This window comes from Bradyrhizobium sp. WSM471, assembly GCF_000244915.1.
Lineage (GTDB): Bacteria > Pseudomonadota > Alphaproteobacteria > Rhizobiales > Xanthobacteraceae > Bradyrhizobium.
Window position 1 is genome coordinate 2271212 of sequence record NZ_CM001442.1, and the last position, 25058, is coordinate 2296269.

The 25058-nt window shown below is 58.4% G+C and carries 11 protein-coding genes and 1 pseudogene; 6 read left to right on the forward strand and 6 right to left on the reverse strand.

All coding sequences use genetic code 11. The features are described from left to right. Positions 1-1292 precede the first annotated feature (1292 nt). The 6 genes and pseudogenes from BRA471DRAFT_RS09890 to tnpB form a co-directional block, all read left to right on the forward strand. Positions 1293-2261, forward strand: coding sequence for a Hint domain-containing protein (locus BRA471DRAFT_RS09890; RefSeq protein ID WP_007606733.1), 969 nt, complete (start codon positions 1293-1295; stop codon positions 2259-2261). 2861 nt (positions 2262-5122) lie between these two features. Then, complete coding sequence (locus BRA471DRAFT_RS39660) at positions 5123-7972, forward strand: Ig-like domain-containing protein (protein ID WP_245266048.1); 2850 nt, start codon at positions 5123-5125, stop codon at positions 7970-7972. After that, positions 7875-15641, forward strand: a complete 7767-nt coding sequence (locus BRA471DRAFT_RS09900; RefSeq protein ID WP_035973805.1) for an Ig-like domain-containing protein — start codon at positions 7875-7877, stop codon at positions 15639-15641. Before BRA471DRAFT_RS39660 ends, BRA471DRAFT_RS09900 begins: the two co-directional genes overlap by 98 nt. A gap of 1129 nt (positions 15642-16770) precedes the next feature. Continuing rightward, positions 16771-16905, forward strand: coding sequence for a transposase (locus tag BRA471DRAFT_RS39665; RefSeq protein WP_035974831.1), 135 nt, complete (start codon positions 16771-16773; stop codon positions 16903-16905). After that, positions 16862-17170, forward strand: a complete 309-nt coding sequence (locus BRA471DRAFT_RS35765) for a hypothetical protein (protein ID WP_231171173.1) — start codon at positions 16862-16864, stop codon at positions 17168-17170. Before BRA471DRAFT_RS39665 ends, BRA471DRAFT_RS35765 begins: the two co-directional genes overlap by 44 nt. A 67-nt stretch (positions 17171-17237) precedes the next feature. Next, a pseudogene (gene tnpB / locus BRA471DRAFT_RS09920) lies at positions 17238-17822 on the forward strand (IS66 family insertion sequence element accessory protein TnpB); the annotation flags it as partial. Between the two features lie 570 nt (positions 17823-18392). On the opposite strand, the gene BRA471DRAFT_RS09925 reads toward tnpB, so the two are convergent. The 6 genes from BRA471DRAFT_RS09925 to BRA471DRAFT_RS09950 form a co-directional block, all read right to left on the reverse strand. Continuing rightward, entirely contained in the window at positions 18393-18887 is a 495-nt protein-coding gene (locus BRA471DRAFT_RS09925; protein WP_007606738.1) for a DsrE family protein, read from the reverse strand. A gap of 22 nt (positions 18888-18909) precedes the next feature. Continuing rightward, positions 18910-19254, reverse strand: coding sequence for a hypothetical protein (locus BRA471DRAFT_RS09930; RefSeq protein ID WP_007606739.1), 345 nt, complete (start codon positions 19252-19254; stop codon positions 18910-18912). A gap of 185 nt (positions 19255-19439) precedes the next feature. Further along, entirely contained in the window at positions 19440-20462 is a 1023-nt protein-coding gene (locus tag BRA471DRAFT_RS09935) for a TAXI family TRAP transporter solute-binding subunit (RefSeq protein ID WP_007606740.1), read from the reverse strand. Between the two features lie 31 nt (positions 20463-20493). Continuing rightward, on the reverse strand, positions 20494-22602 hold the full coding sequence (locus BRA471DRAFT_RS09940) for a hypothetical protein (RefSeq protein ID WP_007606741.1): 2109 nt from the start codon (positions 22600-22602) through the stop codon (positions 20494-20496). 487 nt (positions 22603-23089) lie between these two features. Then, positions 23090-23398: a hypothetical protein gene (locus tag BRA471DRAFT_RS09945; protein WP_007606742.1), complete on the reverse strand. Its 309-nt coding sequence runs from the start codon at positions 23396-23398 to the stop codon at positions 23090-23092. Positions 23399-23942: 544 nt separating this feature from the next. After that, on the reverse strand, positions 23943-24431 hold the full coding sequence (locus BRA471DRAFT_RS09950) for an FkbM family methyltransferase (RefSeq protein WP_007606743.1): 489 nt from the start codon (positions 24429-24431) through the stop codon (positions 23943-23945). Positions 24432-25058: the final 627 nt, after the last annotated feature.

Below are 25058 nucleotides of genomic sequence, written 5' to 3' on the forward strand. Positions count from 1 at the left end.
TGTTGTCGTTCCGACCCGCCCTGCGGTTATCGCGGTCGGCTAAGCTCTGCCAGACCTACCTCAGTCATGCGATATTCGAGGCCAGCCTTGGTGGAGCGCTGTTCGAACCAATTATTTCGGAGGAGGACAGCCGTCACTTTGGCACGTTCGGCAGCTTCGAACCGAGCACCCAATCGCGATCGCGAGAAGGCCAAGATGTTTCCGGTGATGCTGAGTGAAGATTGTGCTTTGCGCGACGGCGGACGTCTTGCAGTATGGCTTCAAGCCAGCGGTCTGTTTCCATCATGACCATCCTTTCGCATCGCACTATTGAAGAGCAGTTACGCGTCCGGGAAAACACGGCAAGTCTTTTTAAATGATTTGAAGACATTCTTTCGCGGCATGGATCACGAAGAGGTATCGGCTTGGTTTGCACCGGCTCTGAGGCGAAGCTATGCGCGTCTAGCGGCGTGGATGGTGCGCGGCAATCGTGAGCCTGAGCGTAGCCGCATACCAGAGCCGCCGCGGGTCGAACGGCCGGCCCGAACTCCTGATGCACCGCGGCGGCCTGCACCGCCGCGCGCCTAAGTCTGCGAACGCTGTAACCGATCATGACGAACAATCGAACTTTGACGCGTCCATGGCTGCCAGACGAGGAAGCCAAACTGCTTCTCCTCTTTAGCGGTGGCGCGTCGGCTGGGGAGGTCGGCGAACAGCTGGGCCGCACGCGGCAGGCGGTTTACGCTCGCTTGCAGCGCTTTCAAAAACAGCGGGGCCGAACAAACAAAACGAGTGGGAAATCTTTCGCACAATTGGTGAAGTGATGTCTTTGCCGATGCTCCATGTGCGACTGAATACGCCATCTCCTTTAAGATGAGCCTGTTTAGGTTGGGCGAAGGGGTCGGCAGAAGAAAGGGCCGCCCCGCCGGGCGGCCGGTTCGACCAGTGTATCTCACGCAAGTCAAACGATTACGTAAATCCAGTCCCGGCTAAAAGTAGCTTGGGGCCCAAACCTCTGCGCCAGTGAGCCGAGTAGCCCGCCGTTATGTTTGAGCAATCTTTCGTTGTGGCCCGAATCTGTTGTTCCGCTGCGGACCTTCGCTGCTGTGGCAGCGGCGCCCTGAGCTGCGTCTGCCAGCCACTCAGCACTGCTGTCCCCGCCTAGCCCTGATGACCAGTGGAAAGATCGTAAATTCATTTGCTCAATATATCTCAAGTTACAGTTATTTTGTTTCGCCGTATATCAACGGCGTTGGCAATCCGTTATGAGGAACTTGGGCTAGGGTAAATATTGGATTTCCGAGGTTATCGCGATGGCTGCAAAAACGAGTGAGGAATTTAATTTCGCGTACGAGTTGGTAAAGACGGGCGGAACATTTAAACTCGTCGATGCTGATTCCTCGTCACCTGGCGTCAACCCGGTCGCGGTCGGGGTCAAGGCGGTAGACCAGTCCGGAAATGATCCGCTCGATCACGGCGACAAGGTCAAAATCGGCGACGTCGCAAGCGGCTCGCTGAGCAACGGCAACAAATATACCTTCATCGCGACTGCGGATCTCGCTGGCCATAACGGCATCATTATCCAGGACAACCACGGTAACTATTTCTTCCTGACGGATACCGCGTATTCCGGCAATTTGAACGGCCAACACGGCAGGCTGACGAATGTCGACACAACTGCCGAGGTCACATTCTGCTTCTACAGCGGTACGCTGATCCGGACGCCCCAGGGTGATGTGGCTGTAGAAGCACTCAAGCGTGGCGAGCTCGTGCTGACTCATGATGGACGCACAGTCCCAGTCGATTGGGTCGGCATTCAGACGGTATCGACCGTCTTTGCCGATAAAATGCGGTCGCTGCCGATCCGCGTTCGGGCAGGAGCTTTGGCCGACAATGTGCCGTCCCGAGACTTATTGGTCTCTCCCGATCACGCGCTGTTGGTGGACGGCACGCTCATCCAAGCTGGCGCGCTTGTGAATGGCGCTTCGATCGCGCGAGAGACCGCGGTCCCATCGACGTTCGTCTACTATCACGTCGAGGTGGAAGATCATTCGTTGATCATTGCAGAAAATACCCCAGCGGAGACGTTCATCGACAACGTTGATCGTCTTGGCTTCGACAATTGGGCCGAGCATGTAGCGCTCTATCCAAACGGCAAGCCGGTTAGCGAGTTGCCGTACCCTCGCGCAAAATCGCACCGTCAGGTACCAGTCAGCATTCGCATTGCGCTGGCTGCAAGAGCTCAAACCGATATGCCGCAGGACGCGCAATCTGTTGCGTAGTGCGGCAGGTCACAAAGAGGCGGCTTTAAGTCGCCTCTTTTTTTGCCTCTTTGTGATAGCAGTGTTCAGAATTTGGGATCGTCCGGCCCGGCACGTCAACACACATTTGGTTCCAACTCGCCGAGCCATTGGTCGGTGTTGTTATCGGCGGTGGCGTATTGCCCTCAGGCCCGAACGAAAACGGCCAGAGCCGGTAGTCTTGTGTGGGGACGTCGCATGATGAAAACGCAGAAGCGATCATGTTCTCTTAGTTGGGCGCGGAGGTGAGCAATGCTCCCCGCCCCATGTGTAAGATTATCACGGCCGGGGCATCGGGGTGCACCTGCACATCGACGCCTACTATGTCACATCTTTCATGTGAACCTTTGCTATAGTCCGTCGGACCCAATTGAAGCGTCCGTTTCAGCTGTCGATCTGGCGTTAGGTGATTTGATTTTTGGAAAGTCCCATTATTTGAGGGGGCGTATCATGAGTGAGCGCGGTCAGCGCGATCGTATCGTTCTTCTGAGGCAACTCGTTGGGGCTCTCAACTCACAATTTGCCGAACTGCAAGAGCTTCGAGCCCGAGTTTTAAGGGCAGAGCAGGGTGCAGTGCGTAGGTCCTCCCGAGACAGAGCCAGTGGTATAATCGTATCATCTCGTGCGAAGTCATCGTCGGTAATCGAAGTCGCTGGTGTCAGAGCTATTTGCGCCTGACGTGCGCCTTCCCGAATGGAGGAAGTCGTCAGCAGAGCAATTTACTGAGGCAGCGATGCCGCCGATTTTAGACGGCGCGCGTCAGTTGAAGTTGCGCCTTCAATCGTCACGAGGCGGACTAATAGATCACCGTCCCTGACTGTCTTGACTTATTCGTTGTTCCGTCTTTTAAATCCGACAGATTTAGTTTTTTAATTAACGCCGCTCCAGCAGTTGAGCGGTCCTAATTTCCAGCTGGATCTCGAAGGGCGACTTGAGCAGCTTTGCGGATTCGCTCTCGTTCGCTCGGGTCGCGCACTTCCTGTAAGTGATAAATGCTGCACAGACGCGCTACAAGAATGTGGCGATTGGAATGCCGGTTGCGCGCCTGCACGAAGTTGGTGGCGGATCTCGAATAGATCCAAGGGATGGATGTTCCAGGTTGCACCGTGCGAGTGGATCCCGGGGTGTATCCGCCTGGACGAAGCACTGATCCACTGGCCTGGTTCTCCCCCACGCAGAATCTGCGCGCTAGTGAAACGCTGGGATCATCGCCGCAGGCCGAACGATCGCCGGGGTCCAAACAATTAGCATTAGAACAAAACCTCTTTTCAGACAATTGAGCAGATGCTAGTAAGATTAAATTGATTTTTACAGATTTCTGTTTGGGGGGCGATTTGAATACCCCATTGCAACCGATGTTCGACGCCGGGGCCGAGTTAGTCTGGGGGTCCATAAGTTCATCGGCTCACGGCTCAGCCGATACGGTAACCATTTCCGACGCGCATCTCCTGTTCTCTGGCGCGTACGCACGGTCGGGGCGAGATCTAGTTATTTCGGATTCTGACCACCGCCTCACAATCCAAGGTTACTTTCACGGCGAAAAACGTCCTTCGCTGGTCTCAAGAGACGGCGCGCTAGTCGATGCGAGAGTTGTCGAAGCGCTAACTGGTTATCAAACCCTCGCTCAAGCCGCGGGAAATGCGGCGTCGGCTGTCAAGGTGATCGGCCATGTTGCAACAGTAACGGGAAGCGCCAGCATCGTTCGCAATGGCGTTACTATCGAGGCAAATAATGGGGACGTCGTCTATCAAAACGACGTTGTGCAGACAGGAAGTGGCTCGACAATTGGTCTGGTTCTGATCGACGGCTCAACATTCAACTTGAGCGCTAACGCACGGTTCATGTTGAACGACTTGGGATATGACGGTCAGAATAATGCGAATGGCACCTTGGTCAGTCTGACCAATGGCTCGAACCATTCTCTGTTCACACTTATGCAAGGTGCGGTCAGTTTCGTCGCTGGTCAGGTTGCCAAGACGGGTGACATGCAGGTTGCGACCCCGAGTGCCGTTATCGGAATCCGCGGCACGGCAGTCCTTCTCAACGTCGATTCAGTGGACGGCCAGGTCTCAATCTCTGTTGCGGATCAGCACGATGGTCAGATCCATTCGGTACAGGTCTTCAAATGCGTTCCAGGGAGTGTACTTCAAGGCGCCTGTGTTGCGGGAGATTCAATCGGGATCGTTACCAGCGACGGCCCTTCGCTAAGCATAACGCCGACCGCCAATCTCGAAGTCGTCACCCAAGTTATCAGCAAAAGCCAGAGCCAGGTTGCGCAGGAGTTCAGCGCGTTTCAGCAGGTGTTGACGACCTACGACATTGGAAAGCAGCTGGCTCCGAATACTCCGCCGCCCAGCGACGGCAAGCGAGGCGACGTCGACACTAAGTCTCTACAAAAGTTCGCTGGCAGTCCCCCACCGTCACCCACCGAGGCCTCGACTACCGTTATTGTAGACGACGTGAAGGGACAGGTTAGTGGCGGATCGATCACTCCACCCACGGTAACGCTCGCTCTGATTACCGGAAGTTCTTCGTCGGCAACGAAGCCACTTGTCCCCGCATTGGACACCACGCAAGCTGCCGTTGTGGCGCCATTCGGAGCTGTGATTATCAGCAACACAGGCGGCCCAATCAACCACGGTAGTCAGACGATCAGTGGAACCGCCGGTGCCGCCTTTGTTGGAACGACGGTGACGCTGTATGATACCTATGACGGTGTCACCACTCAGATTGCTTCAGTTACCGTTGGCTCTGGCGGCGCTTGGAGTACGGCCGTCACACTGGCAGGTGATGGTACGCACAGTATCGTCGCCCGTTTCCCCGACGCCAGTAACAATCCGAGTGTGCCCGTTGTTTTTACGTTGGACACCACGGCCCCAACGGTCGCGATCACCAGCACGGGCGGTCCAACCAACCAGGCAAGCCAGACCATCACCGGCACGGTCGACGTGGCCGATGCCGGCGCGACCGTCACCATCCTTGATGGCACGGCCACGATCGGCACCGCGGTGGTGCAGGGCAACGGCAGCTGGAGCGCCACGGTCACACTGAACAACGGCAGCAACTCGCTGACGGCCCAGGTCAGCGATGCGGCCGGCAACACCGCGACCAGCAGCGCGGTGGTCTATACGGTCAGCACCACCGGTCCGGCGGTGACCGAGGCCCTGGTCTCGGACACCGGCTCCTCGGCGACCGACCACCTCACCACGAGCCCGGCGCTGAGCGGCACCGGGCTTGCCAGCACGGTGGTGCACTTCACCATCGACGGCGTCGCCAGCGCCACCACGGTGACGACCGATGCGCAAGGCGCCTGGTCGTTCACGCCGAGCGGGCTGGCGGACGGATTGCACACCATCGTGGCAAGCCAGACCGATAGCTTCGGCAATACCGGCTCGGCTTCGCTGAGCTTCACGCTGGATACGACGGCGCCTGCGGTCGCCATCACGACGATCGAGGGCGGAGATAACCTCATCAACGCCGCGGAAGCTGCCGGCGGGATCCAGGTCAGCGGCACCGCTGAGATCGGCTCGGCCCTGACCGTCAATGGTGCGGCGGTGACGGTCGATGCGACCGGTCACTGGACCACGTCGATCACGCCTGCCGGCCAGGGCGCCGTGGCCGTCACGGCGATCGCGACCGATGCGGCAGGCAACACGGCCTCGACCTCGACCACGCTGACGGTTGATACCGTTGCGCCTGCGGTCGCGATCACCAGCACGGGCGGTCCAACCAACCAGGCAAGCCAGACCATCACCGGCACGGTCGACGTGGCCGATGCCGGCGCGACCGTCACCATCCTTGATGGCACGGCCACGATCGGCACCGCGGTGGTGCAGGGCAACGGCAGCTGGAGCGCCACGGTCACACTGAACAACGGCAGCAACTCGCTGACGGCCCAGGTCAGCGATGCGGCCGGCAACACCGCGACCAGCAGCGCGGTGGTCTATACGGTCAGCACCACCGGTCCGGCGGTGACCGAGGCCCTGGTCTCGGACACCGGCTCCTCGGCGACCGACCACCTCACCACGAGCCCGGCGCTGAGCGGCACCGGGCTTGCCAGCACGGTGGTGCACTTCACCATCGACGGCGTCGCCAGCGCCACCACGGTGACGACCGATGCGCAAGGCGCCTGGTCGTTCACGCCGAGCGGGCTGGCGGACGGATTGCACACCATCGTGGCAAGCCAGACCGATAGCTTCGGCAATACCGGCTCGGCTTCGCTGAGCTTCACGCTGGATACGACGGCGCCTGCGGTCGCCATCACGACGATCGAGGGCGGTGACAACCTGATCAACGCCGCGGAAGCTGCCGGCGGGATCCAGGTCAGCGGCACCGCTGAGATCGGCTCGGCCCTGACCGTCAATGGTGCGGCGGTGACGGTCGATGCGACCGGTCACTGGACCACGTCGATCACACCTGCCGGCCAGGGTCCGCTGGTCGTGACGGCGATCGCGACCGATGCGGCGGGCAATACGGTCTCGACCTCGACCACGCTGACGGTTGATACCGTTGCGCCTGCGGTCGCGATCACGACGATCGAGGGCGGAGATAACCTCATCAACGCCGCGGAAGCTGCCGGCGGGATCCAGGTCAGCGGCACCGCTGAGATCGGCTCGGCCCTGACCGTCAATGGTGCGGCGGTGACGGTCGATGCGACCGGTCACTGGACCACGTCGATCACGCCTGCCGGCCAGGGCGCCGTGGCCGTCACGGCGATCGCGACCGATGCGGCAGGCAACACGGCCTCGACCTCGACCACGCTGACGGTTGATACCGTTGCGCCTGCGGTCGCGATCACCAGCACGGGCGGTCCAACCAACCAGGCAAGCCAGACCATCACCGGCACGGTCGACGTGGCCGATGCCGGCGCGACCGTCACCATCCTTGATGGCACGGCCACGATCGGCACCGCGGTGGTGCAGGGCAACGGCAGCTGGAGCGCCACGGTCACACTGAACAACGGCAGCAACTCGCTGACGGCCCAGGTCAGCGATGCGGCCGGCAACACCGCGACCAGCAGCGCGGTGGTCTATACGGTCAGCACCACCGGTCCGGCGGTGACCGAGGCCCTGGTCTCGGACACCGGCTCCTCGGCGACCGACCACCTCACCACGAGCCCGGCGCTGAGCGGCACCGGGCTTGCCAGCACGGTGGTGCACTTCACCATCGACGGCGTCGCCAGCGCCACCACGGTGACGACCGATGCGCAAGGCGCCTGGTCGTTCACGCCGAGCGGGCTGGCGGACGGATTGCACACCATCGTGGCAAGCCAGACCGATAGCTTCGGCAATACCGGCTCGGCTTCGCTGAGCTTCACGCTGGATACGACGGCGCCTGCGGTCGCCATCACGACGATCGAGGGCGGAGATAACCTCATCAACGCCGCGGAAGCGGCCGGCGGGATCCAGGTCAGCGGCACCGCGGAGATCGGCTCGGCCCTGACGGTCAATGGTGCGGCGGTGACGGTCGATGCGACCGGTCACTGGACCACGTCGATCACACCTGCCGGCCAGGGTCCGCTGGTCGTGACGGCGATCGCGACCGATGCGGCGGGCAATACGGTCTCGACCTCGACCACGCTGACGGTTGATACCGTTGCGCCTGCGGTCGCGATCACGACGATCGAGGGCGGAGATAACCTCCATCAACGCCGCGGAAGCTGCCGGCGGGATCCAGGTCAGCGGCACCGCTGAGATCGGCTCGGCCCTGACCGTCAATGGTGCGGCGGTGACGGTCGATGCGACCGGTCACTGGACCACGTCGATCACACCTGCCGGCCAGGGTCCGCTGGCCGTGACGGCGATCGCGACCGATGCGGCGGGCAATACGGCCTCGACCTCGACCACGCTGACGGTTGATACCGTTGCGCCTGCGGTCGCGATCACGACGATCGAGGGCGGAGATAACCTCATCAACGCCGCGGAAGCGGCCGGCGGGATCCAGGTCAGCGGCACCGCTGAGATCGGCTCGAGCCTGACCGTCAATGGTGCGGCGGTGACGGTCGATGCGACCGGTCACTGGACCACGTCGATCACGCCTGCCGGCCAGGGTCCGCTGGTCGTGACGGCGATCGCGACCGATGCGGCGGGCAATACGGTCTCGACCTCGACCACGCTGACGGTTGATACCGTTGCGCCTGCGGTCGCGATCACGACGATCGAGGGCGGAGATAACCTCATCAACGCCGCGGAAGCTGCCGGCGGGATCCAGGTCAGCGGCACCGCTGAGATCGGCTCGGCCCTGACCGTCAATGGTGCGGCCGTGACGGTCGATGCGACCGGTCACTGGACCACGTCGATCACACCTGCCGGCCAGGGTCCGCTGGTCGTGACGGCGATCGCGACCGATGCGGCGGGCAATACGGCCTCGACCTCGACCACGCTGACGGTTGATACGATTGTGCCGACTGGCGGGACGCCGGACCTCGTGGCAGCCTCTGACACCGGGCAATCGAATACCGATAACGTCACCTCCCACATCGCGCCAAGCATTGCGATATCGCTCGATTCGACAGTTGCAATTGGCGATACAGTTCAGTTTCTGCTGAACGGCTCGGCATTATTGCATCCTGTAGCACATGTCATCACCTCCGCCGATGTTCTGGCCGGCTCGATCACTCTTACCGTGACGGCCGGTGACCTCGGGGCCGACGGCAATAAGCAGGTCGCGGCTCAGTTTAGTGACGCGGCTGGTAACACTTCGTTGACGTCGGCGCTGAGCTTTACGATTGATACTACGGGCCCAACTGAGGCGTTGGCGATCACGGCTATTGCAAACTCGGGAGGTTCGGCCTCGCTGACGGTGTCGGGTACGAACGGTGTGCTCGCTGTCGGAGAGAAAATCCAGATTAGCAGTGACGGCGGTGCGACTTGGATCGACGTCCTACAAAATACCCCGACCAGCTGGAGCCTGGTGGATGCCGCGGCACATCCACTCCACTACACCTACCAGGCGCGGATCATCGACGCCGCCCGCAATACCGGCAGTGTCGTCAGTCAAGCTGTGAACGGTGAGAGCTCAAGCGGCGTTGTTGCTGGCAATCTCAATCCCGCCAACAGCAGCAATGTTGCTGTCGCTGTACCAGCATCACCGCCCATTTCAGGCGTGTATGATGGCGTGAAGGCTTTCACGTTTGGCAGTGGCAATGTAAGCGTGTCGACCGCCAGTGGCGCGAGCATCACTGGCTCAAAACAATATGGCATTGAAGCGTTCTCGGCTTCCTCGGGAAGCGTTTCAGTGACGGCCGCTGCGAACAGCAGTGTTAGGTCCGGCAGCGCAGGCATTCTTGCTTACAATCAGGCGGCCTCGATATCGCAACTCAATGGCGCCACGACCAGTACGATCTCGGTGACCGCCAACGGCACCATCGAATCGGGAACTACTCTTACAGGTTCAGGCGCAAGACCCGCAGGAATTTTGGCTGTCTACAAAGGAGGGACGACCAACACAGTAAATCCAGCTGTGTTTGGCAACGTGATCATCGATAATTTCGCCTCCATCGTGGCCGCTGGTGGCGACGGAATTCGTGCCTACAATTATGGTAGTGGTAACGTCACGATCACCGATCGCGCGGGGTCAACGATCTCGGCAAGCGATGTTTTTGGCATCAGCGCAGGGACTTATGGAAGTGGTCAAGTTTCGATCACAATGGAAGCTGGCGCCATCGTCACTTCCGGTTCAATCGGAGTTCAGGCGATCAACCAGGCCACTGCGATTGGTGTCGCTGCCGCATCGACCGTGAGCATAACCGCGCGCGGGACCATCCATTCCGGCACGCATCTTACTCCGGGCGGATCCCAGCCTCAGGGAGTTTCGGCAGGCTATTATTCGAACGGAGTTTCGAACACGAACGTCAATGGAATCGTCTCGGTCGACAATTTTGCGAACGTGACCGCTGACGCTGGCACCGGCGTGAACGCTTACAACTGGGGCAATGGCGCCGTTACATTACTCGAGGAGGCCAGCACCAACGTCTGGGGTGCGCAATACGGGATAACGGCCTATTCGCTGAGTTCCGGTGTCGGCAGTTCCGGAAGTGTAACTATCACCGTGGGCCCGAACGCTACGATCACGGCCGGAGCCTTGTACGGGATCATCGCGATCGATGCTTCTGAGCGTAATGGCGGAAATATTTCGGTCACGACGTCGACCGGCGACATCATCAATTCCGGCGGCAGTGGAATCAGCGCAAGCAATCAGGCCGTTGGCACCTCATCGAATCCGATTACAGGGCAAATATCTGTAACGGCTTTCGGAACGATCAATTCAGCCTTCAACATGTTCACGGGTGGCGGCCAACCCGGGGGTATCTGGAGCGGCTATAACGCCGGAGGTAGCCAGACGGTCAATACTTTCGTGCACGGGAACGTCGTCATCGATACAGGCGCTACGATTAACGCGGCAGCGGGAGTCGGTGTCGGTCTCTTCAATTTTGGAACGGGAGCGATCACCGCAACGCTTGAACAGTCGTCCCTTATTAATGCAGTTTCGGCGGGCCTGAACATTTTTGCGCAAGGAGGTGGCAATGTCACGATCGCCAATCATGGCGCCGTAACGGACCCAACCGGCTATGGAATAGTCGTGGGCACTGGGCAGCCATCGACCGGCGGCAGTGGTGTCATCTCGATCAGTAACCTGCACGATGCTGGAGGGCAGGCCACTTCCGGCGTGATGGTAGCGCTTGGATCTCTCAGCAACGCGACCATCCAGGTCAATAACTGGAGCAACCAAGGCGCAACGGTCACGAACTCCGGGACAATTGCGGCGACGCAGTTCTCCTTGACCCGGTTGAACACGGCCATAGGAATCTACAATGGGCCGAACAGCACGAATGTTGGTGGTGCTACCGTCAGCAATTCGGGCGGTGTCATCGGAAATGTGAACTTTAGCGCGGCGTCATTCAATATTAGCGCTGCTTCGTTCAACAACAATGCTGGTGGCGTCTGGAACGTCAACGGGCAGAATTACTTTGGCGGCGTCACGAACGCGATCAACAATGCCGGCACCATCAACGCGTCCGGCCTCAGCATTTTTTCGTCCTCGGGTCCGCTCGCGGTCAATAATACCGGATCCATAAATGTATTGGCTTTCGGAGCGGCTCTGGTCTTCGGCAACGTTTCCGGTCAGGGAGCGTTCACCATCGGCGATCATGCTGCGCTGGAACTCGGTGGCTCAGTTGCGGGCGGGCCGACCGGGCAGACCATCACCTTTGTGAATGGCAACGGGTTGCTGACGCTCGATAGTCCCTCTGCTTTCAACGGGACCATTGCGGGACTTTCGATCGGGGACACGCTCGATTTTCTCGGTGGTGTGACGGTATCAAGTGCCAGCATCAGTGGCTCGACATTGACCGTTACAGACAGCGCCCACTCCCAAACGTACTCTTATCAAGTTATTGGCGCCGCATCCGGGACAGCTTTCAATGTGCTGTCTGCGGATAAGATCGTCGTGATACCAATATCGGCGCTGTTTCCTACTACCACGCAGCGCTCATTTGCGCCCTCTTCGGGATCTTTCTATGTTCTCGCGAACGATACAATCTCCGGCACCGGTGTTGGCTTCGCGGTGAATTCCACAGACAGCAGCTCGGCCGATTATGCGACGGTTCAGATTAACCAAACGTCGTCAATTTCAGTCTCCGGAACGGGAGTCAGTTTAACGACGACCGGAGCCAATATCGCCCTCATCAATGCGGGGAGCATTACGTCGACGGCCGGCACAGCGATCGCAACGAACTCCGGATCGGGGTCGACGGACATCGTCAATTACGGCAGCGTGTCAGGCCAGGTCACTGGAATTGCGGCGCGCACCAATGGTGCCGGTCTGCTTTACATCGTTGCTGGTGGCTCGATTACCGGCACAACGTCCAGCGGCATTTCAGCGATTTCAACTTTGGGCGGCATAAACGTAACGACGGCGCCCGGACTACTGATCAACGCCGGAACCAACGGTATCCTCGCCCAGAATCAAGGTACTTCCGTGCCGGCTGGTAGTGGGGCGATTTCGATCTCGACCTCTTCCGGAACGATAAATGCTGGGACCAGCGCGATTTCGGTGTCCTATCTGTTAGGAACGAGTGCGCCGTCGACACCGCCCAACCCACCGAATGCTACGGTGTTTGGCGACATCACCATCGAGAACGTCGCCACGCTCAATGCGGCAGCGGGAGTCGGCATTTCCGCGAGCAACTACGGCGTTGGCAACATCTCTGTGTCCAACAATGCGAGCATTACAGCGACGGCGGCGGGTATAACTACTCCGGGCACAACGTCATCGCAGTATGGCATCGCCGCCTTTAACTACGGCTCTGGCAAGATCACAGTTACGACCGGGTATGGCTCGGTCATAAATTCCGGCAGTAGCGGTATCAACGTATCAAACCAGGCGACGGCGATCGCTGCGGCAGCGGCGAGCACTGTTACCGTTGTGGCGTTAGGGAGCATTAACTCAGGGGGCAACAACAACAACTCCGGTAGCGCGCCTTCGGGAATCCAGGCCGGCTACAACCCCGGTCTTGCGGGCGTGTTCAATGCGAACGTTTGGGGCGACGTGCTCGTCAACGCCAACAGTAACATCGCGGCAGCAGCGGGTGATGGTATCAACGCCTACAATTACGGCAATGGCAGCGTCACCGTTAATCTCGGGTCCAACGTCAATATTCAGGCGCTGACATCTGCGACGTCGGCGACAGGAAAGGCTCCGTACGGAATCAGCGCCTCCGTTTACGGGCCCGGCGACATTGCTGTGACAACAGCAAGCGGCGACGTGATAACATCAGGTAGCAGTGGTATCAGCGCGACAAATCTCGCAACCTCAATCGATGTGTCCGCAGCCGCGCTGATCACCATTTACGCCCAGGGTTTGATTCATTCCCAGTCGACTTTGACAAATAGCGGCGCGCAGCCGTCTGGAATTGCAGCCGGCTTTTTCGGCGGCACGAACGCGACGGTAAACTTGAACGTAAACGGCAGAGTGATTGTCAACAATGATGCAAATATCGTTGCCGATGCGGGCGTCGGCATCAATGCCTATCACTATGGAAACGGGGATATAACGGTCAACGATGCGTCTGGAACATCGGTGACCGGCGCACAGTATGGCATCGAGGCGCACGCCGAAGCCACCGGCAGTACAGGCAACATCGCCGTTAACGTCTATTCCGGAGCGACAATCACTTCTGGCACGAGCTACGGGATCTTCGCCTTCACCAAGGGTAGCGGAAATATCTCGATCATCACCTCGTCTGGCGGTGTCATCAACGCCGGCAGCGTTGGAATAAACGCCACCAATGAAGCGACCTCGATCGATGCCACTGCAAACAGCTCAATTGTCGTCACTGCGGCAGGAACGATCAATTCGGGAACGGGATTGACCGGAACGGGAAACCCGCCCGCGGGGGTCATTGCGGGCTATTTGGGGGGGACAGCCATCCCTGCCAGCTTCCCCCTGACCACTCTGTACGGCGATGTGACTGTTAACAATACCGCCAACATCGTTGCCGCTGCCGGCGACGGCATTCGCGCCTATACTTTCGGTATTGGCGACGTGACCGTGAATGATCTGGCGGGATCGATCACGGCGCTCGGCGGAAGCAGCCCCACCAACGGCTTCGGGGCCGGCATTTCAGCGAACAACTACGGTTCCGGGAACATCAGCATTTCCACCGCAGTCGGGAATGTCATCAATTCCGGAAGCTCCGGCATAGCCGCGATTAATAAGGCGCCTTCCAGCGGATCGTTTGTCGTGCCTTCGACGAGCATGATCTCTATTTTGTCTTACGCTTCTATTTCTTCCGGCTCTATCCCGACGGCCGCAGGCGATGCGCCGGCCGGAATTTTGGCAAGCTACAATCCCAACGTTGCGAACGTTGCCGATGATAATGTTCACGGCAACATCCAGATCGACGACTACGGGTCTATTTCTGCAACCGCAGGAACGGACGGCATTCGCGGCGAAAACTACGGCACGGGATCGGTCACGATCACGGCGGAGGCCGGAGCGCTGATTTTTGGCGGGCGCTACGGCATTTCAGCAGTGAGCCACGATGGAGGAAACGTCGCCGTCACGAACTATGCTCATTCAGTCGGAACATTGGCAGCAGTGAATGCCATGACCACGTCTACCGGCACGGCGGTCGTCGATAACTATGGACATTTGGTCGGAGGCATTAACGCCTACAACGCAATCGTCACCAACGAACTTTCGGCGGATTGGTCTGTCAACGGAACAAGCACTTTCTCCGGCGTAAGCGTTCTATTCAATATGGGCACGATCGACAGCTTAGGCGCCTCGCTCATTTCTGGGCTCTCGAGCTTCGTTAATACCGGGATCATCGAGGCGCTGTCCGGGAGCCTGGAAGTTGCCAGCGCAATGACTGGCGCGGGCGTCGTCGACATCTATGGCGCAACAGTTCAACTCGATGCAGCTTCAGACGCGCATGTTCAATTTGCAACGAGCCAATCTGGTAAACTGGTCCTTGGGAGTCCAATCAATTTCACCGGTACAGTCACTGGTTTCGACTCTGGAGATGCCATTGATCTCAATGGGATAGCTCCTGCGAACGTGAGTATCAACGCTTCAGGTTCTCTCCATGTCAGCTATACAGGCGGAGGCTTTGATTTGGTCGGGGCCTATAGCGCTTCCGATTTCTCCGTCCTGTCGGATGGTGCGGGCGGCTCGGAGATCATCTGGAATCACCATGCGCCAGCCATTGTCACTGACCAGGTCAGCGTGGTGAACAATGCCAATGGAACGATGACGGTATTGGGCTTGCAGGTCTTGGACAGCGACGCGAACGCGTCGGCTGAGAGCTTCAGGTTGAGCGCGACGACCGAAGAGGCTGGATCGGGAAGTGCAGTGACTCCATCTGGCAGCAGCGGCTCCCTGACAGCGATCAATGGCGTCCTCGCGGCCGGCGCTGTCTACAACCCAGGTGCTGCACCGCCACTCGTCGACAAGTTCACGTTGACGGTAACTGATGGGTTTGGCGCAACGGACACCGTCAATTTTGTCTTCAACGGAGCTGGAGCAAGCTCCAACACCGTGCTGCAGGGCTCATCGGGAAGAGACGTAATTCTTGCTTCAACTGGATCGGACACGCTCAGCGGCGCAGGTGGGCCGGACCAGTTTGTGTTCGCGCCGACCTCTTCGGGGCCGTCCGTGCAACACACAGTGACCGACTTCATCGTTGGGTTAGACCGGCTTGACGTAAGGCAATTCGCCGGTCTCACCGCGGGATCGCTACCTGCCGAAACCCAACAGGGAAGCGACACGCTGATTACGCTCGATAGTCACGACACGATTCTGCTAAAGAATGTCAATGCCACGGCGGTGCACGCCAGCGACTTCATTTTCCATACCTAGATACTCGATTGCAATTGCTTGACCCTTCGAGGGAAGTCGCTGGCGGTTTCGAGAACGATGGAAGCGATTGGTCCAATGTTCATTCAGATCCGCGCCCTGTACGATGCGTGCGGTTATTTTTGTCTCACGGCGGATAAGTGAAGTATGTTCCAACGCAATCGTAACTTGCCGATGGCGCCGGGTCGATTGGTCTCCGAAAAGTCCCTGATCGAGGGCCAGAGGATAGTCGTCGCTTCCTCCGCGGGGAAGAGGTTGGCTGGTAAATCAGGCATCGTCACCGGTAAAGGCAGGAGCAAGAGCCAGGTCAGGGTTCTGCTCGACGGCTCCAAGGGGCCCATCACGTTGCACGCGCGCTTTGTAGACTTGCCGAAAGGGCAAATGTTGCGAGCATTGGGGGAGTTCCTCCAGCCCATATGATGGTGTTATCCAACGACGGTCCCGTATGATATGAGTTGTACGAAGGCTTGGTGCGGGTGGAGCGTGTCGCGCGCGATGCGAACCGACGTCATTAATCGATATTCGCCCGTCGTTTACCGCTGCGATGTATGAACTATTGCAATCTCGCATTGAGTGAAAATGCTTTACGAGATGACATCATGATGGGTGTACGTGATCACCGCTTGGCTTGGCGAATCAGAAGCAAAATTAAAAGAATCAGCAGCGCAATCACCAAGAATGTTTAGGTGTACGGCTTCCGCTCCCGTTTGTGATTGTTAGCATGCCGCTAGTCTGCCCAGGATTTTGGGTGTAACTGACGATGGCAGAACTGGTATTGAAATTGTTGAGCTCGATAACGTCCGAATCATTTAATCCCGAAATCGTCCCGCTGAAATGAAAGGCATCTCCGAGCGAGAGAGCGCCCCTGCTGGCTACGCCAAATACGACGTTTGCGCTCGATGCGGCTTCGAAGGCAGCAGCTCTTTGCCGTCGATTATCGCCGTTCCATTGCCGCCAACGACACCTTGCGCAGTTAAATTGGCATCATTTGCCGTAAGCGTCGCTCCGCTCCCACCTTTCTCGCGGCACATGGGATAGGCGAGTTTCACGATCTCTTTGAAGGGAGAGGCTTGTGTCTATGCTTGACCATACGCTTAAGTCGGACGGGACGGCGCGCCGGCTAGAAGTGATCATGGAGACGGGACGCCGTCGCTGGTTCTCCAAGGACGACAAGGCCCGAATCGTCGAGGAGACGCTGGTACCAGGCGCGGTCGTTTCCGAGATTGGCCGGCGACACGGGCTGCTCCCACAACAAGTGTTCACTTAGCGCCGACAAGCGCGCCGGCAGCCCGCGCCAATGGCTGACGATCCGCAGTTTGTACCGGCGGGTGGTAGACGCCACGGTACCGGTCGCGGTTGCTGGCCATCAGCGCAAGACGGCGCGACGCAAGGCCAAGCCGGATGTCCGGGCTCCCCGTGGCGATGCCGGGGGCATCGAGATTGAAGCCGAAGGCGTCACTATCCGGGTCGGCCGAGGCGCAGACGTGGCGATGATTGCGGCCATCGTCCATGCGCTGAAGGCAAGCCGGTGATCGGCCCGTCGGGCACTGTCCGGGTGATGGTGGCAACCAAGCTAGTCGACTTCCGCAAGGGAATGGGCTTGCTATGTTCGTACGCGAGCACATGAAGGCCGATCCGTTCTCGGGTGGTATTTATGTGTTCCGTGCCAAGCGCGCGGACCGGATCAAGCTGATCTTCTGGGATGGTACGGGTTTGTGCCTGTTCGCCAAGCGGCTCGAGGAAGGCGTCTTCCGCGAACAGAGCAAGCCGCTTCTCGACGACATGCACGCCTGGCTGCTGCGCGAGCGCGAAACCCTCTCGCGCTCGTCCGAGGTCCTGAAGCCGATCAACTACATGATCAGGCGCTGGGAGGGTTTCGCCCGCTTCCTCGACGACGGCAGGATCTGCTTGACTAACAATTGCGCTGAACGCGCCTTGAGAGGCATCGCCTTGGGACGGCGCAACTGGACCTTCGCTGGTAGCCAGCGTGGTGCCGACCGTGCCGCCATCATGCTGACGATGATCACGACGTGTCGTCTCAATGACGTCGATCCAAGAGCCTGGCTTGCCGACGTCCTCGCCCGTATCGCCGATCTTCCCGCATCGCGGCTGCACGAACTGCTGCCCTGGGAATGGAAGCTCCTGCACCAAGCCGGCAAATCCGACGATCAGCAAGCCGCCTGACCTTCACCCAACGCCAACACATATAGCTCGCCGTGCCAGCGCGCACGCGTCATCAGGCGGTCTTCGGCGTATACGTGCCGTAGTTCTGACGTTGTGCACCCTGCGTCCATTTTTCGTGCGTCTAGCTCCATCAGCGAATTCTTGAGGGGAAGGCTGGTTTTGGTCCAAGCCAGCGGGGCGTCGTCCCCTTCTAAGGGCCGTAGCTGACTTGCTCGCTCAGATCCTCGACTTTCGTGATCCAAGACGGCAGGTTTGGCTTAGGACCGCTCTGGCGGCCTTATAGCGCCAGCGGCGGTCCGTGGCCCGGTCGGTCCAGGAGAGCCCATGACGGCGTCCGAGGCGTCTAAATCGTCTCGCCTGCAGTCCCAACCAGGGTAGAAAGTGCGTAGCGGCGGGGAGCCTAGGTCAACGCGTACTCATCTCGTCCGGCGAGCCGATTTCCTTTGCTGCGCAGACTAGCAGGTGCGAGGAGATCCAATCCCCGGATGCATGGGCGCAAGGCTGGGAGGCGGATCTAGCCGGTCGCAGCCTCGATCCGGGTGGTCGGAATCGCTGCGATTTCTTGTCGGTTTACGGCTTTACATACGACCAGCCCTGCTCCTGCAGCTCCATGATGCGAGTGACGCCGGAGCTCACAAGTTGCGCCTGGGGGATGAGCGGGATGTCCTTGTTCTCCGCCTTGCTCATATTCTGCTTGGTGTTGCCACACGCCTTGAACGAAATCTCAGGTGTACTCAACGCCAGCGTTTCGATTCGCGCTTTCACGGGAGAAGTGTCGTCCCGCAACATGTGCAAGCCCGGTCCAAACGTAACAACTTCGATCGAAACCGACTGGCCAAGCTCCCTGTAATATTGGACGACATTGGCTGCATTGTTGAGCGCCAGGTTCATCATCGCTGGATCGTTGCTGTTGACCTGCAAAATGAGCCGATGCTGCGTCTTGGCAGACGTGCTTTGCTTTGAGGTCGCTGACGGCTTGACGCTGGTGCTCTTTGCCAGGGCGGGCGCCGTCACCAGTAAAGCAATCGCGGCTACGGCTTGAATTGCGGTTGCAAAAGTAAACATGGGAAATGTCCTCTCTGAATAATCAATTGTGCAGCTTAGCGTTGATGGGCGGCCAGTTGCATGCTTTGGCCAACTTGCTTCTTGCGACTTTCAGCCCGTCCAACTGAAAAATTCCCTCGCGAGTGTCCCCCGATCGCGTCGTGAGTCGAATCCGTATCTCGCCTTCGCCAGGAAGCGTTTGCAGCAAGCTCACGATCTCACCGGGCATGGCGATACCGCCGAAGAGCGATGATCCCACTCCGGCATGGGCGGGACTGCTACCGTTTACGGAATACGAAAGTTCGTAGGTGTCGGCACGCGGGGAGACACTCTGACCACCGACAACAAGAAAGGTGTTGCCGCCGCGGCAATAGATGAAGAGCTCCATTCGAGGGGCGCCTGCATTTTGCTTTGACTTTGTGTTTGCTATGACGATCGGCGAATAGTCGATTGGCGATGTCGTTTCGCTGATGATCCAATTTCCCGCTACGGGGGGCGATTGCAGGGGCTGGCCCGACGCACCTCCGCTTCCTAACCACAAGGATATCAGCAGCAAGGGAAGCCCGGCGTGGTTCATTGCGACACCTGCTTTGCACGCGGCTGACGATCCAGCCAGGCTTTTGCAGCAGGTGATCTTGCGAGGCCCGGGACGTTTGCTCCGATATTTATCGACTTCCACTTGGGATCGAAGCCAATGCCCTGCAGCTTTTCCATTCGTGAGAAAAGGTAGTCAACGAAGCGGGCAACGCGATCGTAGCGGTTTGAATTCTTTGGCCAATTGAATGAAAGCAGTACGGTCGGAACTGCGATCGTCGACACTCGTTCGCCCTCTTTGATGAGGGCTGGATAGTCGCTGGGCTCGAGTGTTGACGGAAGATAGTAGTCTTCGAATTTGGTGTCGTAAACGACCGGAAGGAACTTGTAGCCGGGTTCCCAGCGTCCTCGTGCAAAGGCGTCTACCGGTTTGGAAGTTATGAAGACCACGCCCGCAACATCTCCCTGGCGCATCTGCTCCAGAGCGACCTGATGCGGAATGAATGTCTTCTCCACATCGATGCCGAGACGGCTGAAAATCAATGGGCCGGTGTAAGCGGCGGCCGTCCCTTTGGTGTTGAAGTTGACTTTCTTGCCGGCAAGATCCTGCAGACTCTTGATTTCCGGCCGAACGAAGATGTGCAGTTCCGACGGGAAGAGGCTTAGCAGGTAAGTCACGCGATTTTGGATGTCAGGTACCTGCGCCTTGTATTCTTCAAGCGCATCGAGATTGACAATTGCTAGGTCGACGCCGCGCAGATAGAGGAGGTCGTTGAGATTTTCCACCGGTCCTCGCGTGACGATGGGCAGAACGATCATGTTATGACCGTCGTCGACGACTCGTGCGATCTCAGTAGCGAAGCGTATCGGGGCCCCCTCGAGTAGGCCTGCGGCCAAGCCAAGGGTCCAAGCGTTCATGCTGTCCTTTTGTGCCTTCTGCGCCGATGTCGCTTGCTTTACTAGGGGCGGAGAAGGGGCCTGAGCATGGACCAATTCGGTAGCAAAGACCAAAGTCAGCGCAGTCGTCATCCGAACAAGCAGTAGCTTTACGCAAAGACGCATCGTAGCCTCACACATATACCATCAAGAAATGTCACTGACGTAATGAATCAAGAGCAGTCTTGGCCTCGGAAATTCCACCGGAGAGAGCCCGTGCATAATGTTCACGCGCCCTCGCAATGTCGGCTCGCGTTCCGTAGACGTTCCAACGCAACAGGACGCGAGGGTCATAGGTCTGCGCCAGGACAAAGCTGGCTTTGGCGCTTCCCAATTCAACGGCGCGCTGGAGGAACCCGCGAGCGCTATTGATGTCGCCTCGGGCGAGGAAAGAGTCGGCTCGTTCGACCAAATGAGCGATTTCAGGGTTTTGATCGAGAGGCGCTCGCTGCGGTAAGGGGGGTGATATCGGCTTTCTGGCGGCGTCTGCGTCCGCAGTCGTTGTTGTGCCTTCTTTGGACTGCGCGGTCGCATCGATCGTCTTGTGCGCTTCGGCAGCAGGAGCTCTGGGTTGGTCTGGTTGAGTGACCCTGGCCGAGGCATTGCGCACGCTCGCGAGTTCAGCCGTGACCGCAGTCGTCTTCTTGCGCTCTTCTTGCAGGGCGGCGCTCGTTGCGTCAGCGGCTTTCCTCAGCTCCGCCGTTTCCAATTCGATCTTGCCGGATCGAGCCGTTTGAATGTCCAAGTCGCGGCGTGCAGTCGTCAAGTCGCCCGCGAGTTTCGTCGCTCGTTTGTGTTCTTCCTGCAGGGCAACGCTCGTATTGTCTGCAGCCTTTTCTACTTCGGCTGCCTCTTCTTTGGCCTTGTTGAATTGACTGGCCTTGGCGTCGAGGTCGCGGCGTGCGGATGCCAAGTCGGTTGCGAGCGAGGCAGTTCGCTTGCGCTCATTCTGCAGGGCCGCGTTCGCAGTCTCAGCGGACCTTCTCAGTTCCTCTTCTGCTCCCTTGGATTGAGCGATCTTGGTATCCAGGTCGCGGCGTGCGGCCTCCAAATCGCTTTTGAGCGAGGCAGACCGCTTACGTTCATCTTGCAAGACCACGTTCGCAGCGTCAGCGGTCTTTCGCAGGTCCGCGGTGTTTTCCCCGGTTTTGTCGGATTGCCGGCCCCTGGCATCCAGGTCGCTGCGTGCCGCCGCCAACTCGCCCACGAGCGAAACGGTCCGCTTGCGCTCTTCCTGGAGAGCTTCAGTCGTAGCCTCGGCGGCCTTTCTGGCTTCCACCGTCTCTGCACCCGCCTTGCCGATTTCGACCGTCTTGGCGTCCAGATCGCGCCGCGCCGCAGCCAGATCGTTCATGAGCGAAGCTGTTCGCTTGCGCTCGTCCTCTAGCGCCGCGCTTGTCGCGTCAGCGGTCTTTCTCCAGTCCGCCGTGTCCTCTCCGATCTTGCTGGATTGGAGAGACTTGGCCTCCAGGTCACGGCGTGCGGCTGCTAGATCGCTTGTGAGCGATGCGGTGCGCTTGCGTTCTTCTTGCAGAGTTATGGATGCGGTCTCGGCGGTCTTTCTCAGATCGACTATTTCGTCTCCAGCCTTGGCAGAATGGACGACAGATATCTCTAGGTTGCGGCGCGCAGCCGCCAAATCGTTGACGAGCGAGGTCGTCCGCTTTCGCTCTTCCTGCAGAGCAAAGGTTGTGGCCTCGGCAGTCTTTCTAAGTTCAATGGCCTCAACTCCGGTCTTGCCGGAGTCGATCGCCCTGGCGTCGAGATCGCGCCGGGCAGCTGCCAGCATACTCATGTGTGAGGCAGTCTGCTTGCGTTCTTCCTGCAAAGCGAGGGCTGTTGTTTCGGCAGTCTTCCTGGATTCTGCCGCGTCATCGCCGGCCTCGCGCAACTGAGCAGCTTTAGTGCTTAGCTCACGACGCGTGGCGGCCAATTCGTTTGTGAGCGCTTCAATCAAGCGTGTGGCGTCCAGATCGTCGGTTGGGACCCCATTTCGTCCACCCGCCGCGGATTTTGCGGCGATGGGTTGAGGCTTGCTCTTTGTTTCCGTCCCATCTTCGACAAAGGCGAGAGCTAACATCACACAGACTACTGCTGAAAATGCAATGAGCACCAATCGCGGGATGAGAGTTCTGATCGGTCTCGACACACCAACATCGTCCTCAAACTCGCTCCCATCTTGCAGGTCCGGAAGGCGTCGCGCGATTGGAGCAGAGGCGTGTTGCGACTGCTCATTCATGGCGAAATTGAAGCCTACTTTCGTCATCGAGACTCCGCGAACGTCCTCGCTTGGAAGGCGAGGCTAATGGAGGCGGTTCAATCTTTTGTCAGCCGCTTTGCAGGGCCGCCTTACACAAAGTATAAAGTCGTGTGAGCGACGTCTCGACAACGAACATTCGCTGCTAGAGTGGGAACATCATAATTTCTGCGTTCAACATAATTTTCCTTAGATTATTGTAAGATAACACTTTTTGCTAGATAAATCTGCGGTCGATTTAATTTTTATTATTCGGAAGGATAGAAATTATTCGTGCCTGCGTAGTTGGCGGATCGCTGACCAAGTCCCTTGAGGGCAGCTATGTAGGAATGGACAAGATCTCAACTGACGATCGGAGCGACCGGATTGTGTCGAGCTGAGGGAACTTGGCGCGAAGTGCGGAAGCGTGGTTCGCTTACGTAACTTGGTTCGTCTGGTCCTTTCATGCGGACGGTGATCGAAGCTGCGGTTGCGGTGTTGGCGCGGCTACAGCGGTTTATCTCCTTGAGTTCGCCGTGTGAAGTTCGGCGCCCTCTTTGAAAGTCGGCGCGGCGTCGACCCGCTTGAGGGCCGCCTCTATTGCTTTCTGGCGAAACACTTCGAGAAGCGTCTGGCGAAAGGCGATAATGTTGCGGCTCCGAGAGCTTGACGACTTCAAACGCGAGGAGCCGGTGATGGGCGATTGGGGAGCTTCGTCTTGCTCGCCGCTTTCACCAGGCAAGAGTTGATGCGAAGTGCCTAACGCTCGAATGCGACGGGTACTGCGCGCATGAAGCTGACGGACACCGCGAACCGAACCGTTCATCGGGTCAAACCTCCGGTCTGAGTGAGCGGCACGGCTGTTCCCGGACAAAAGCCAGATGTGCCTTGCTCCGCCTACGCGGGGATTTTTGGGAAGCCGGCCGCTCTCCGACTGCTGGGGAGGTGCGGTCCGGTCGGCATTGGACGGACCTTGCCTTAGCAAAACGGGCTGATGCTGGCCTCGTCGTCTGGGAAAGGGCGTGTCGACCTGCCGCGCCCAACAACGACAATCGAGAAGTCGGCCGGTGCGGTGCTAAAGGAGCTTTATGTAGGTCAGTATCTCCAGTGATAAAAATCTCGAAGGCGTAGGCAGCCAGGGCCCTTTGAAACGTGAAGCTTGAGCCGGCGCCCGGCAGCATCCAGTCGCGGGGCTCAATATGTACGACGAAGACGTCTGCGAGCCATTCAGTGTTGTTCGAGAAAAGATCCTTTTCGAAGCCTTCGACATCTATCTTCGCTATGAAAGGCACCCCATTGGGGGCGTGATCAAAGGCATTTCGCATCGTAACGATAGGCAGGCCGCTCGATGAACGCTCTACGCGGGATGCCTAGCCCAGTTCGCCTTCGAGGACGTGGACAAAACCAGCCTCGGCTCCGATTGCCGCTCGAACGGGAATGATCTTATCGGTCAGTTCTGCGTTCTTCGTCAGAATCCGGAAGTTCTCGGGGTCTGGCTCCACAGCGACAACGATGCTGGCCGGAAATTGCTTCTTGAACCAGAGCGATGCTGCGCCAATATTTGCGCCGGCGTCCACGACGACCGGAGTTCTGCCGGAGGCAATAATCTCTTCGTATCGACGGTTGACACGGTCCTCGACAATCGGGATCGAATGAGAGATGTCGTACTGATGAGAGCCGAAGACATCTCGAACGGTATCGATGTCAGAGTCGCCGACTCTGACGTGAATCGCTTGACCAGAGACGTAGATTTTGACCGTTTCTGCGCCGGTAAGCCGTGGGGCGCGGCGCATAAGGAAGCGCGGACCATACCGAACGAGGTCTTTGAGGTTGGTCCAGATACGATGCAGAATGGACATCGGTATAGTCCGGGTCCGCCAATGGCTCTTACGTATTATTTCTAAATATCTCCGACCGGCTATTTTAGTGCCTCTGCCTTACAAGAGCCTTACCCGCAGGCTCTCAGCTTGATAACAGTTATACCTCCAGCAACCGGCTGACAATAAGATGTGCGGGCCGGCGAATGTAGGTTTCCAATTAACCCGGGTCGCGGCTATCGAGCTTAATTTGCAGCTTTGGTTGCTGCCGGCATTCAACGAGCTACGCTAGGTCGACCGTACACCTCCTTTGTCTCGTTCGTCCGAGCTTGCCAAAGCAGGGCCCGCTGCCACCGTCCGCTTCGGCCGCGTTGCAATATTATCGTTGAGTTTAACGTTTGAAGACGTCGCAAAACACCAGTGAGGCAACGCTGGATCCATTTGAGATGCGTCGCAGGCTCACGGAGCTGCGTTCGCAACATTCCGAGAATCTCGTCGTCGTGTCGCTCCTCAATCGCATGCTTGTCAAAGTGTCCTTTCTATCGGCGCCGAGAGATCAGGCGCATGAGCAGCAAATGCAGGCAGGATTTGCACATACCCTGCAACGAGTGAAATCCGTCATTTCGCGCGGTGCTTCTCCAAAGCGATAAAGCTCAAGGCTGAGTTAGT

Coding starts and splice junctions, on each gene's coding strand:
- BRA471DRAFT_RS09890 (WP_007606733.1), top strand. CDS start 1,293: ATGGCTGCAAAAACGAGTGAGGAATTTAATTTCGCGTACGAGTTGGTA.
- BRA471DRAFT_RS39665 (WP_035974831.1), top strand. CDS start 16,771: ATGGAGACGGGACGCCGTCGCTGGTTCTCCAAGGACGACAAGGCCCGA.
- BRA471DRAFT_RS09925 (WP_007606738.1), bottom strand. CDS start 18,887: ATGTTTACTTTTGCAACCGCAATTCAAGCCGTAGCCGCGATTGCTTTA.
- BRA471DRAFT_RS09930 (WP_007606739.1), bottom strand. CDS start 19,254: ATGGAGCTCTTCATCTATTGCCGCGGCGGCAACACCTTTCTTGTTGTC.
- BRA471DRAFT_RS09935 (WP_007606740.1), bottom strand. CDS start 20,462: ATGCGTCTTTGCGTAAAGCTACTGCTTGTTCGGATGACGACTGCGCTG.
- BRA471DRAFT_RS09940 (WP_007606741.1), bottom strand. CDS start 22,602: ATGACGAAAGTAGGCTTCAATTTCGCCATGAATGAGCAGTCGCAACAC.
- BRA471DRAFT_RS09945 (WP_007606742.1), bottom strand. CDS start 23,398: ATGAACGGTTCGGTTCGCGGTGTCCGTCAGCTTCATGCGCGCAGTACC.
- BRA471DRAFT_RS09950 (WP_007606743.1), bottom strand. CDS start 24,431: ATGTCCATTCTGCATCGTATCTGGACCAACCTCAAAGACCTCGTTCGG.